Genomic DNA, 13,313 nt, shown 5'->3' on the forward strand with positions numbered 1-13,313 from the left:
ACACTCAAAATCAAAAATGAAGTTTACAGCCAACCAAATAGCAGGAATTCTTGAAGGTGAAGTAGAAGGAAATGAAACCGTAGAGGTGTCAAAATTGGCTAAAATTGAAGAGGGAACCCAAGGGAGTCTTACCTTTTTGGCAAACCCAAAATATAAGCCGTATATCTATACCACAGACGCGTCCATTACTATAGTGGATAAGGATTTTGTGGCGGAAAGTCCTATAAAAACTACCCTAATTCGTGTGGATGATGCTTACAAGGCATTTTCGCAATTGCTGGAATATTACAATCAGGTAAAAATGAATAAGGTAGGTATAGAACAACCTTCGTTCATTGCAGATTCTGCACAATATGGCGAGAATATCTACATAGGAGCTTTCAGTTACCTAGGGGAAAATGTTTCTATAGGTAAAAATGCCAAGATTTATCCCAATGTATATATTGGAGACAATGTGACCATTGGAGATGACGTTGTGGTATTTGCAGGGTCCAAGATTTATTCTGAAACAGTCATAGGAGATCATTGTGTCATTCATAGTGGAGCTATTATTGGCGCCGATGGTTTCGGATTTGCCCCGAACGAAAAAGGAGAGTTCCAGAAAGTACCACAAACCGGAAACGTAATCATTGAGGATTATGTAGATGTAGGTGCGGGAACTACGATAGATAGGGCCACATTAGGCTCGACGGTAATTCGTACGGGTGTAAAACTGGATAATCAAATACAGATTGCCCACAATGTAGAGATCGGTAGGAACACTGCCATCGCTGCCCAAACTGGAATTGCAGGTTCTACCAAGATTGGTGAAAATTGTCTTATTGGTGGTCAAGTAGGAATTGTTGGGCATATCACCATTGGTAACAATGTAAGGATACAAGCACAGAGTGGTATAGGAAGAAATGTAAAGGACAATGAAGTGTTGCAAGGATCTCCTGCATTGAACTATGGAGACTACAACAAAAGCTATGTTTACTTTAAGAACTTACCTAAAATAGTAAACCGACTAAACAACCTAGAAAAAAATAATGGAGATGACTAACTGCGAGGCTAAGCAGCGCACGATCGAGAAGGAAGTTTCGCTTACCGGAGTGGGGCTTCACACAGGAAAAGAGGTGACCATTACCTTTAAACCGGCACCCGAAAACTATGGGTACGCCTTTGTTCGTGTCGATCTGGAGGGAAATCCAGTAATCGAGGCGGACGCCAATTACGTTGTAAATACACAGCGCGGAACCAATTTGGAGAAGCGCGGAGTTAAAATACAAACCTCGGAGCACGTACTTGCGGCTCTTGTGGGAATGGAAGTAGACAACTGTATGATTGAGTTGAATGCCTCCGAGCCTCCTATTATGGATGGTTCTTCCAAGTTCTTTGTCGAGGCTATTGAAAAAGCCGGAATCGTAGAGCAGGAAGCCCAACGCGAAGAATATGTGGTAAATGAGGTGATTTCGTATACGGACGAAGAAACTGGAAGTGAAATTACCATCATCCCAGCCGATGAGTACCAGGTAACTACCATGGTCGATTTTGGAACCAAGGTCTTGGGAACACAAAATGCGTCACTAAAGCACCTTTCCGACTTTAAAGAGGAAATCGCCGATTCCCGTACCTTCAGTTTCTTACATGAATTGGAAATGCTGTTGGAACATGGTCTCATTAAAGGAGGGGACTTGAACAACGCCATTGTTTATGTGGACAAGGAATTGAGCGACGAAACTATGAAGCGTCTGCGTCACGCCTTCAAAAAAGATAAAATTTCTGTAAAGCCCAATGGGATATTGGACAATCTTACGTTGCACCATCCCAACGAGGCTGCTAGACATAAGTTATTGGATGTAATTGGGGATTTGGCCTTGGTAGGAACCCGCATTCGCGGAAAAGTGATTGCAAACAAGCCTGGGCATTCCATTAACACTCAATTTGCCAAGAAACTTTCAAAAATTATAAAGATCGAGAAGCGGAATAAAGTACCCAAATTCGATCTGTCCAAGGAACCGGTGAAGGATGTTAATGCTATCATGGCTATGCTTCCTCATCGCCCGCCATTTTTATTGGTGGACAAGATTTTGGAATTGAGTGATAAGCATGTGGTAGGATTGAAGAATGTGACCATGAATGAGCCTTACTTTGTTGGGCACTTTCCGGGAGCACCTGTAATGCCAGGGGTTCTTATCGTAGAAGCCATGGCGCAAACCGGAGGGATCCTAGCGCTTAGCACGGTTCCAGATCCAGAAAACTATCTTACCTTCTTTATGAAGATTAACAATGTGAAGTTTAAGCAGCAGGTAAATCCAGGGGATACTTTGGTCTTTAACCTAGAGCTTATTACGCCAATACGAAGAGGAATTGTACATATGCAGGGAAATGCTTACGCCAATGATAAACTGGTTACGGAAGCCGAGCTTATGGCACAAATTGTTAAAACCAAAAACGACTAAATGAATCAACCATTAGCCTACGTACACCCAGGAGCCAAGATTGCCAAAAATGTAGTAATCGAACCTTTTACCACCATTCATAACAATGTGGTCATTGGGGAGGGTACATGGATTGGTTCTAACGTAACCATTATGGAAGGCGCCCGAATCGGAAAGAACTGTAATATCTTTCCTGGAGCCGTAATTTCTGCCATTCCGCAGGATCTAAAATTCCAAGACGAAGAAACCACTGCCGAAATAGGCGATAATACGACCATTCGTGAATATGTAACGGTAAACAGAGGAACCATAGACAGGGGGAAGACTGTAATTGGTAATAACTGTCTAATCATGGCGTATTGCCACATTGCCCATGACTGCATCGTAGGGGATAATTGTATTTTCTCCAACAGCAGTACTTTGGCAGGACATATTACTGTGGGTGATTACGTAGTATTGGCGGGAATGACTGCCGTACACCAATTTTGTATGATTGGTAATCACGCTTTCGTAACGGGAGGTTCCTTGGTGCGTAAAGATGTTCCTCCGTATGTAAAGGCAGCTCGTGAGCCTCTTTCTTATGTTGGGATCAACTCCATAGGATTGCGTAGAAGAGGTTACGAAACCGCTAAGATTCAGGAGATACAGAACATTTACCGTATCCTGTACCAAAAAAGCTATAACAATACGCAGGCTGCACAGATCATTGAGGCCGAAATGGAAGCTACTTCAGAAAGGGACGAGATCCTTCAATTTATCAAGAACTCCAAGCGAGGAATCATGAAGGGATACTTCCAGAACTAAAACCATTATAATTTCAGAAATACCAATTAAGCATGGCGAATACATCAGATATTAGAAAAGGACTTTGTATTAAATACAATAACGACATATATAAAATCGTGGAGTTCCTGCACGTTAAGCCCGGAAAAGGACCTGCGTTCGTGAGAACCAAATTGAAAAGTGTTACTTCTGGAAAAGTAATCGACAATACGTTTTCTGCTGGTCATAAGATTGAGGACGTCCGCGTGGAAACCCACAAGTTCCAATACCTATATAATGAAGGGGATACGTATCACTTCATGAACACGGAGGATTACTCCCAGATTCAATTGCAGGTAGATACTTTGGACCGTCCCGACCTTATGAAAGAAGGAGAGGTTGTAACTGTGATCATTAACACGGAAGACAGTATGCCTTTATCTGTAGAGATGCCTGCTTCCGTAATTTTGGAAGTTACTGCTACGGAGCCTGGAGTAAAAGGAAATACTGCAACAAACGCCACTAAACCTGCCACGGTAGAAACCGGGGCACGGGTTAACGTTCCGCTCTTTATTAACGAAGGAGATAAGATAAAGATAGAAACCGAAAAGGGTACCTATCAGGAACGGATTAAAGAATAAGACAAAATTAAAAGTCCCATCCCAGAGTAAATGAGATGGGATTTTTTATATTTGGTTCCTAATCGTCAAAAATGAAGTTTTCAACACCGCAGACCCTTTCGGCCATCGCCGACATCATTGGCAGCACTTATGTGGGTGATGCTAACTTTCCGGTGCTGGGAATGAATGAGATACACGTAGTGGAGCCAGGGGATATCGTTTTTGTAGATCACCCTAAGTATTACGACAAAGCGTTGCAATCGGCAGCCACGATTGTACTCATCAACAAAGAAGTAGATTGCCCGAAGGGAAAAGCGCTACTGATTTCCGACGATCCTTTCCGCGATTTCAATAAGCTCACCGATCATTTTAATCCGTTTGAACCTGCAAGAGCGGTTATTGCGGAGAATTCACAAATAGGATTACACACCATCATTCAACCCAACGTTTTCATTGGAAACAATGTTAAGATTGGGAATGATTGCCTTATTCATCCCAATGTGGTTATTTATGACAATACTATAATTGGGAACAATGTAACCATCCATTCGGGAACCGTATTGGGTGCCGATGCCTTTTATTACAAGAACCGTCCAGAGTATTTCGATAAACTGAAGAGCGGCGGAAACGTCATTATTGAAGATAACGTAGATTTGGGTGCTTTGTGCACGATTGATAGAGGAGTGACAGGTTCTACTATTATTGGCAAGGGTTCTAAGCTGGATAATCAGGTGCATGTAGGACACGATACCCGTATAGGAAAGCGCTGTCTTATTGCTTCCCAAGTAGGAATTGCTGGTTGTGTAGTGATTGAGGACCAAGTGACCATTTGGGGGCAGGTTGGGATTACCAGCGATGTCACCATTGGGGCCCGAGCGGTTATATCTGCCCAGAGTGGCGTAAGTAAGTCCCTTGAAGGAGGAAAGTCGTACTTTGGAACCCCTGCGGATGAATTCAGAAAAAAATACAAAGAGATCGCGTCCATACGCCTGATCCCAGATATAATTGAAAAATTAGATAATTTAGAATGAGCAAGTCAGCCAAGGAAGTCGTAAGAAACTTCTATCTCTCCAAAGTCCTTACCGATAAAAACGTACTAGAAACCTATTTTCATCCTGAAGTTGTATTAATTTGGAATAGTTCCGATGGACTTTCCATTTTGCATTACGACGATTTGGCTGGGTTTTTCATGGAAATTGGCCGTACCTATCAAGATCTTAGGGTAGAAGTGAGTCATCTTTTGGCAGATGGAGCCCATGTCACCGTTCGATACAAGTACTACATAAGAACCATCGAGAACCCTGATGAAGAATTGGGAATTGCCCATTTCATCTCTATATGGGAAGTTAAAGACGGTAAATTGTACCGTGGACACACGGTAAGTCAGCCGGTAAGCATTAACGACGACACTACCGAATCTTATCATAAGGTTAAGGTCTAAATTCTTTTGAAAAAGAGGATAAAAAATTACCTTTGCACATCGTAAAATTCAACTTTAAAAAAATCACCAATGAGTGTATTAGTAAATAAAGATTCGAAGATCATTGTACAAGGTTTCACAGGTAGTGAAGGAACCTTTCACGCCGGACAAATGATTGAGTATGGAACCAATGTGGTAGGTGGAGTAACTCCAGGAAAAGGAGGGCAGACCCACTTAGACAAGCCTGTTTTCAATACCGTGCAGGAAGCGGTAGAAAAAGTAGGTGCAGATACTACCATTATCTTCGTACCACCTGCCTTTGCAGCAGATGCTATTATGGAAGCTGCCGATGCGGGAATTAAGGTGATTATTACGATTACAGAAGGAATCCCAGTAGCCGATATGATCAAGGCGGCCGACTATATTAAAGACAGAGACTGCCGTTTGGTAGGGCCTAACTGTCCTGGTGTAATTACTCCTGAAGAAGCCAAGGTGGGAATCATGCCCGGTTTCGTTTTCAAAAAAGGAAAAGTAGGAATTGTTTCCAAGTCTGGAACATTGACCTACGAAGCTGCAGATCAAGTAGTAAAACAAGGATTAGGAATTACAACCGCTATCGGAATTGGAGGAGACCCTATTATTGGGACTACCACTAAAGAAGCTGTTGAATTATTGATCAACGACCCAGAAACTGAAGCTGTGGTAATGATTGGTGAGATTGGAGGACAATTGGAAGCCGATGCTGCCAAATGGTACCAAGCCAGCGGAAGTAACAAGCCTGTTGTAGGATTTATAGCAGGAGAAACTGCACCTGCAGGAAGAACCATGGGACATGCCGGAGCAATTGTAGGAGGAAGTGATGATACCGCACAAGCCAAGAAGAAAATCATGAGAGAATGCGGAATCCACGTGGTAGATTCGCCTGCTGAAATTGGAAAGAAAGTAGCCGAAGTTTTAGCGTAAACTTTAGGTAAATAATAACACAAAGGCCCTGTTTATACTCACAGGGCTTTTTTATCTTTGGACGATAAGCATACGATTTAAAAACTAACACCAACCAACACTATGAAACTATTAGAAGGAAAAACGGCCATCATTACCGGAGGGAGTAGAGGAATTGGAAAAGGGATTGTAGAGACCTTTGCCAAGCAGGGAGCTAATGTGGCGTTCACCTATAACTCTTCGCAAGAGGCTGCTGAGGCAATTGCCACGGAAGCTAGTAAAGAAGGCGTAAAGGTAAAGGCGTATAAAAGTAATGCTGCCAGCTTTGATGAAGCACAGGAATTGGCTACCGAGGTACTTAAGGAGTTCGGAAGTATTGATATTCTAATTAACAATGCCGGAATTACCAAGGACAACCTTTTAATGCGTATTTCTGAAGAGGATTTCGATAAGGTGATCGAAGTGAACCTGAAGTCTGTATTTAATATGACCAAAGCGGTACAACGTACCATGTTGAAACAACGAAAAGGGTCTATCATCAATATGAGTTCCGTAGTAGGAGTGAAGGGAAATGCAGGACAGACCAATTACGCAGCTTCTAAAGCGGGTATTCTTGGTTTTACCAAGTCCGTAGCCCTGGAGTTGGGATCTCGTGATATCCGTTGTAATGCCATTGCACCTGGATTTATTGAAACCGAAATGACAGGGAAATTGGATGAAACCGTAGTGCAAAGTTGGAGAGAAGCCATTCCGTTAAAGCGAGGTGGAACACCAGAAGATATTGCCAATGCCTGTGTTTTCTTGGGAAGTGACCTTTCCGGTTATATTACAGGGCAGGTGTTGAATGTAGATGGAGGAATGTTAACGTAACAATGCTAGGATGCACGCTGTGCATCGCCAATGAAGTAACATCTTGATAGCAGAAACCATACTATACATAGTGATTTCGGTCGTAGTGGCACTGGCTTTAGTGCTCTTCATGTATGGATATAAAACCAAATACACCAGAAGGCTTCGTTTGCTTTTTGGTGTTTTGCGTTTTTGTACACTATTGAGTTTGTTCCTTTTGCTGATAAATCCGAAATTCAGAAATAATAGCTATACCATACAAAAGCCAAAATTAACGGTGTTGGTAGACAATTCTTCTTCCGTGATAGAATTGGGCAAGGCGCAAGAAGTATCTGGATTTGTAGCGGCCTTGCAAAATCACTCAGATCTTAACGATAAATTCGATCTAGGGTTCTATGCATTTGGAGACGATTTGGATGAAATGGATTCCCTTTCCTTTGCAGAAAAGAAGACCCATATTTCCAAAGCGCTGAAAACCAGCAATGAAATCTTTAAGAATGAATTGGCTCCCACAGTGTTAATCACTGATGGGAATCAGACCTTGGGTCAGGATTATGAATTCTTGGGAGATTCGTATGGAAATAAGATTTTTCCTGTTGTTGTGGGCGATTCCACTGCCTATGTAGATCTTAAGATTGAGCAGCTGAATACCAATCGCTATTCCTTTTTGAAGAATGAGTTTCCTGTTGAAGCTGTAGTAGTGTATAGTGGGGAAAGCCCGATTAATGCTCGTTTCACCATTTCTAAATCGGGAGCATCGGCCTATTCTCAGAATCTATCTTTTTCAAAAGAAAACAATACCCAAACGGTGAACCTCACCCTTCCCGCCACCCGTGTGGGATTGCAACGTTATTATGCTCAGATTCAACCATTGGACGAAGAGAAGAACAAGGTAAACAATGGCAAAGCCTTTGCGGTAGAGGTGATCGATCAATCTACCAATGTGCTTATCATAAGTGATATTATTCACCCCGATTTGGGAGCCTTGAAGAAATCCATAGAAAGCAATGAGCAGCGTAAGGTTGCTTTTGCCAAACCGGCCGAAGCTGCAACCCTACTGAACGATTATCAATTAATCATCCTCTTTCAACCCAACCGAAAGTTCGCTCCTGTTTACATTGAAATAGAAAAGCTAAGAAAGAACACTTGGACCTTTACAGGCGCGGAAACCGATTGGAATTTCCTGAATAATGTTCAGGATAACTTCCGAAAGGACGCTACGGGTGAAACGGAGAACATATCAGGACAATTGAATCCCAACTACGGGGCCTTTGCCTTGGATGATTTAGGTTTTGAGGATTTCCCACCGCTATTGGCCGAATTTGGAGATCTTTCCATTTTGGTACCTCATGAAGTGATCCTTCAACAATCCATTAATGGTTTTTCTACGGGATCACCTTTATTCGCCTCGGTGGATAACAATGGTGTCCGTGACGCCATTTGGGATGCACAAGGGCTTTGGAAATGGAGGGCGCAGTCGTACCTAGGAGACTCTAGTTTTGAGGATTTCGATGATTTCATTGGCCGAATGGTGCAGTATTTGGCCTCCAATAAAAGGAGAAGTCGTTTGGAGGTTACTTCAGAAACCTTTTACTATAATAACAATCCACTCTTAATTTCCGCTCAGTATTTCGACAAGAACTTCGTGTTCGACAATAGGGCGCAATTGCTTATCTCTGTTACCAATAAAGAAACCGAAGAGATAACACGGTTTCCTATGTTGTTGAAAAACAATTATTACGAAGTAGATTTGAATAGCCTTCCCGCTGGGGACTACAGTTTTACGGTATCGGTACGGGATGAAGGGGTAGCGCGCAGTGGCAGTTTTACCCTTTTGGATTTCAACGTAGAACAACAATTCTTGAATGCCGACGTAACAAAACTTACCCGATTAGCGACCCATACAGGCGGAAACGTATTTTTCTTGAACCAAGGAGAAGGAATGGTAAATCAGTTAATGGAAGACGATAGCTTTCGCTCCATTCAGAAAACCGAACAAAAAGTAGTACCTTTAATAGATTGGAAATATCTGTTGGGGATTATGGTTTTGACGCTTTCCTTAGAGTGGTTTATCAGAAAATACAACGGACTTATATAAATAACCAAAAAGCATAGAATTATGGACAAATTACCTAAGTTGGGGATTCCTATCATTATTATTTTAGTGATTGCGATAATCACATTGGCCAAGTCGGCCGTAACAATTGGCTCTGGGCAGTCGGGAGTGCTCTATAAAACCTTTGGAGGTGGTGTTGTAACCGACAAACCGCCATTAGGGGAAGGATTTCATATCATAGCACCTTGGAACGATGTCATCGTATATGAGGTGCGTCAGCAAGAGCTTTTCGAAACCATGAAAGTACTTTCTTCCAATGGTTTGGAAATTACCATTGATGCTTCTGCATGGTATCAACCGGTATGGAATGACCTTGGAAAATTACACCAAGAGAAGGGCGAGAACTACTTACAGCGTGTTATTCAACCTGCCATTCGAAGTGCCGCGCGTAGTGTGGTAGGGCGTTATACACCCGAACAGCTGTATTCCAGTAAGCGGGATGCCATTCAGGAGGAGATTTTTGAAGAGACAAAGAAGATTTTGGACAATCAGTATGTGCAATTGAACGAAGTACTGGTTCGAGATGTAACACTACCAGCGACCATTAAAGACGCGATCGAGCGTAAACTGAAACAAGAGCAGGAGTCATTGGAGTATGAATTCCGTCTGGTAACGGCAGAAAAAGAAGCCGAGCGTCAGAGAATTGAGGCACAGGGTAAGGCGGATGCCAACAAGATTTTAAGTGCTTCATTAACCGATAAGATTCTTCAAGATAAAGGAATTGAAGCAACGCTTAAGCTTTCCGAATCTCCTAACAGCAAAGTAGTGGTGGTAGGTTCTGGCGAAAGCGGGTTGCCACTTATCCTAGGAAATAATTAATCGAATATCATTTCGAATGAAAAGCGGAAGGAAACTTCCGCTTTTTTAATTCTATATTTGAAATATGAAAATCATCATCATCAACGGTCCTAATCTAAATCTACTGGGTAAGCGGGAAACCGATATCTATGGCAATCTTTCTTTTGAAGATTTTTTCAATACGTTGAAAGAAAAATATTCCCAAGTAGATGTATCGTATTTCCAATCGAATGTGGAAGGAGAGTTGATCGATAAATTACAGGAAGTAGGCTTTTCCTATGACGGTATTATTCTAAATGCTGCGGCCTATACACATACTTCGGTGGGCATCGGGGATGCCGTAAAAGCGATAGAAACTCCTGTGGTAGAAGTACACATATCCAATACCTTCGCTAGGGAAGAATACCGACACCAATCCTACATTTCGGCAGGTGCGAAAGGGGTTATTCTAGGTTTCGGATTACAGAGTTATGAACTTGCCTTAGAAAGCTTCATTTCAGAATAATTGCTTGGAATGCTATGAAACGATTTGCTTTACTTCTTACTTTTTGCCTTGTGATTTCCTCGTCCCTATATGGGCAAGCAAAGGTTGGTGTAAGAGGCGGTGTTAACCTCACCTTTTTTAACGAAAACCAAGAACAGTTTGGACTAAATGCCGACGCTGAAGTTGGTTATTTTGGGGGGATTTTTGTCGATGTTACGATATCGGAACAATTTCACATTCAACCGGAGGCCTTGTACGCCGGAGTGGGTGAATTCGAGTTTATAAATGCGCCGATTTATGCAAAATATTATGTAGCTGATAGTGTTAGCCTGGCTGTGGGCCCCAGCCTAAATTATTTTTTCGATTTCTTCATCAATAAGCTCAAAGTGAGAGCCGATATTAGCGCGGCCTATCACTTTTCGGAATCCGTCGAAACAAATTTAAAATACACCCTTGGGTTTGAAGAACTATCTCCCAATGTACTATTTCTGGGAGTGGGAATTAAATTATAAATTGATAAATGCGACCCGAACGAGTGTCGCTTTTTTTAATTCTTATGGGTTATCCGATAGATGAATCACCTCGTCATAGGCCCGTACCAACGGCGTTATTCTAGGTCTTAAGTTACGGAGTTACAAACTGGCTTTAGAAAACTTCATTTAAAATTGTAGCTTTATAGGACTAAACAACCGCCTATGAAGCATATTTACATACTACTCATATTCTGTTTTTCTTTTGGATCTATAATCGGCCAGGATCATTCTGTGGCTCGTGAATGGAATGAAGAATTGTTAGCGGCCATACGGAACGATTTTGCTAGGCCTACGGTACATGCGCGAAACCTTTTTCATAGTTCTATGCTTATGTACGATGCATGGGCCCTTTTAGATCCCACGGCCACCACTATGTTTTTGGGAAGGAACTTCGGAGGATTTAATGTTCCTTTTAATGGCATTCAGGAGCCTACTGATCCAGAGGCAGCTGTACATGAAGCTATTAGTTATGCGATGTTTCGATTGCTGTCCCATCGATTTGCCAATTCGCCCAATGCGGAAGAAACACTAATCGCATTAGAAAGTAGGTTTCTTTCCTATTCGTACGATCCCTCTTTCGAAAGCACCGATTATTCCGACGGCTCCTACGCCGCTTTGGGTAATTATTTGGCCCAACAAATGATCGCCTTTGGGCTTCAGGACAATGCGAACGAGCAAAACGAATACGAGAATCAGTTTTACGAACCTGTAAACGAACCCTTGGTCTTGGATCTATATGAGGACAATAGCGAAATAGATCCGAATAGATGGCAACCCTTGGCCTTTGAAGTTTTTATCGATCAATCGGGGAATACCTTTCCTACCGATGTTCCAGACTTCCTAAGTCCGGAGTGGGGGCAGGTTACAAATTTTGCGTTGGATAATAATGCGCTTGAGATATTCAATGTAGATGGCTTCGATTATTATGTGTTCAATAATCCGGGACCGCCGTCATATATTACCGAAATGAGCGATCCTTTGGACGATCCTTATAAATGGGGTTTCGCATTGGTGGCTTCTTGGTCCAAGCATTTAGATCCTGCAGACGGTGTCACCATCGACATTTCCCCTGCGAGTATCGGAAACATACAGAGCTATCCCACCAATTTCGCCGAATACCAGCAGTTTTATGATTTTGAAAATGGAGGTGACAATGGAATTGGTCACGCTGTAAATCCAGCCACAGGATTGCCGTATGAACCACAAATGGTGCCGAGAGGGGACTATGCTCGTGTATTGGCCGAATTTTGGGCCGATGGTCCTGACTCCGAAACCCCGCCGGGTCATTGGTATACAATTTTGAATTACGTAAGCGATCATCCTTTATTGGTGAAACAACTACAAGGAGCAGGGCCGGTTTTGGAGGACCTAGAGTGGGATGTGAAATTGTACATTCTATTGGGTGCTGCTATGCATGACAGTGCCGTGAATACATGGGGCCTTAAGGGATACTATGATTATATACGTCCCATTTCTGCTTTGCGATACATGGCAAGTAAAGGGCAGAGTTCGGACCCAACCCTGCAAGGCTATGATCCTGATGGATTACCATTACTTACGGGTCTTACAGAAATTATTGAAGTAGGGGATCCGCTAGCTGGTGACAATAATGAGCATGTAGGAAAATGTAAGGTGTATGCTTGGAAAGGCCCTGATTATATCGATGATCCCGATACAGATGTGGCAGGGGTAGATTGGATTCTGGCCGAAAGATGGTGGCCCTATCAACGGCCTACCTTTGTTACTCCACCTTTTGCTGGATATATTTCGGGACACTCCACTTTTTCCAGTGCTGCAGCTAAGATTTTGGAAATGGCTACGGGAGATCCATTCTTTCCGGGAGGAATGGGGACCTTCGATGTAGCTCAAAACGAATTTTTGGTGTTCGAAGATGGCCCATCGGTAGATTTTACCTTACAATGGGCGACTTACAAAGATGCATCGGATCAAACAAGTTTATCCCGTATTTGGGGAGGAATTCATCCGCCAATAGACGACATTCCCGGCAGGATTTTGGGAGAGGGGATAGGCGAAGATGTCTTCGACAAGGCATTGGACTATTTTGATGGAGTACTGAATGTGGAAGAAATAGAGATGAAAAGATATTCCATGTACCCAAATCCATCCTCCGATGAAGTCTTTATTGAAGGGTTGGAGCACAAACCACAACATATTCAGGTATTGAGTATAGATGGCAAGCTTATGGAAGTCTCTCTTGATACTCACTTGAATGATAATAAGATCAAATTGTCGGTGAGTGCATTACAAGCGGGAATTTATTTCATCCAACTTACCGATCCGGACAATCATATTGAGACCTTGAAATTGATAAAGGAATAAAAAGAAAAGAGGGCCTTGGCCCTCTTTTT

General features: G+C 42.5%; 13 protein-coding genes. All 13 read left to right on the forward strand.

Going from position 1 to position 13,313, the window contains the following annotated elements; all coding sequences use genetic code 11:
* Window positions 1–16 precede the first annotated feature (16 nt).
* Entirely contained in the window at window positions 17–1,042 is a 1,026-nt protein-coding gene (gene lpxD / locus POV27_RS08225; protein ID WP_272862272.1) for a UDP-3-O-(3-hydroxymyristoyl)glucosamine N-acyltransferase, read from the forward strand.
* Window positions 1,035–2,441, forward strand: coding sequence for a bifunctional UDP-3-O-[3-hydroxymyristoyl] N-acetylglucosamine deacetylase/3-hydroxyacyl-ACP dehydratase (locus POV27_RS08230; protein ID WP_419179936.1), 1,407 nt, complete (start codon window positions 1,035–1,037; stop codon window positions 2,439–2,441). Before lpxD ends, POV27_RS08230 begins: the two co-directional genes overlap by 8 nt.
* Complete coding sequence (gene lpxA / locus POV27_RS08235; RefSeq protein ID WP_272862274.1) at window positions 2,442–3,224, forward strand: acyl-ACP--UDP-N-acetylglucosamine O-acyltransferase; 783 nt, start codon at window positions 2,442–2,444, stop codon at window positions 3,222–3,224.
* A 32-nt stretch (window positions 3,225–3,256) separates the two neighbouring features.
* Window positions 3,257–3,823, forward strand: coding sequence for an elongation factor P (gene efp / locus POV27_RS08240; protein WP_272862275.1), 567 nt, complete (start codon window positions 3,257–3,259; stop codon window positions 3,821–3,823).
* Between the two features lie 71 nt (window positions 3,824–3,894).
* The gene (locus tag POV27_RS08245; protein WP_272862276.1) at window positions 3,895–4,833 is read left to right on the forward strand and encodes a UDP-3-O-(3-hydroxymyristoyl)glucosamine N-acyltransferase; all 939 of its coding nucleotides are present in this window, start codon (window positions 3,895–3,897) and stop codon (window positions 4,831–4,833) included.
* Window positions 4,830–5,243: a nuclear transport factor 2 family protein gene (locus tag POV27_RS08250; RefSeq protein ID WP_272862277.1), complete on the forward strand. Its 414-nt coding sequence runs from the start codon at window positions 4,830–4,832 to the stop codon at window positions 5,241–5,243. Before POV27_RS08245 ends, POV27_RS08250 begins: the two co-directional genes overlap by 4 nt.
* A 69-nt stretch (window positions 5,244–5,312) precedes the next feature.
* Window positions 5,313–6,185, forward strand: a complete 873-nt coding sequence (gene sucD / locus POV27_RS08255) for a succinate--CoA ligase subunit alpha (RefSeq protein ID WP_272862278.1) — start codon at window positions 5,313–5,315, stop codon at window positions 6,183–6,185.
* Window positions 6,186–6,287: 102 nt separating this feature from the next.
* Entirely contained in the window at window positions 6,288–7,034 is a 747-nt protein-coding gene (gene fabG, locus POV27_RS08260) for a 3-oxoacyl-[acyl-carrier-protein] reductase (RefSeq protein WP_272862279.1), read from the forward strand.
* Between the two features lie 43 nt (window positions 7,035–7,077).
* Window positions 7,078–9,111 carry a vWA domain-containing protein gene (locus tag POV27_RS08265; protein ID WP_272862280.1) on the forward strand — a complete coding sequence of 678 codons (2,034 nt, stop codon included), beginning with the start codon at window positions 7,078–7,080 and terminating at the stop codon, window positions 9,109–9,111.
* A gap of 21 nt (window positions 9,112–9,132) precedes the next feature.
* Window positions 9,133–9,948 (forward strand): prohibitin family protein, encoded by an 816-nt coding sequence (locus tag POV27_RS08270; RefSeq protein ID WP_272862281.1) that lies wholly within the window; start codon window positions 9,133–9,135, stop codon window positions 9,946–9,948.
* 64 nt (window positions 9,949–10,012) lie between these two features.
* Window positions 10,013–10,432 carry a type II 3-dehydroquinate dehydratase gene (gene aroQ, locus POV27_RS08275; protein WP_272862282.1) on the forward strand — a complete coding sequence of 140 codons (420 nt, stop codon included), beginning with the start codon at window positions 10,013–10,015 and terminating at the stop codon, window positions 10,430–10,432.
* Between the two features lie 14 nt (window positions 10,433–10,446).
* Window positions 10,447–10,923, forward strand: a complete 477-nt coding sequence (locus tag POV27_RS08280) for a porin family protein (protein ID WP_272862283.1) — start codon at window positions 10,447–10,449, stop codon at window positions 10,921–10,923.
* A 183-nt stretch (window positions 10,924–11,106) separates the two neighbouring features.
* Complete coding sequence (locus tag POV27_RS08285; RefSeq protein ID WP_272862284.1) at window positions 11,107–13,284, forward strand: T9SS type A sorting domain-containing protein; 2,178 nt, start codon at window positions 11,107–11,109, stop codon at window positions 13,282–13,284.
* Window positions 13,285–13,313: the final 29 nt, after the last annotated feature.

This window comes from Aureisphaera galaxeae (assembly GCF_028561275.1).
In the GTDB taxonomy this organism is placed as follows: domain Bacteria; phylum Bacteroidota; class Bacteroidia; order Flavobacteriales; family Flavobacteriaceae; genus Aureisphaera; species Aureisphaera galaxeae.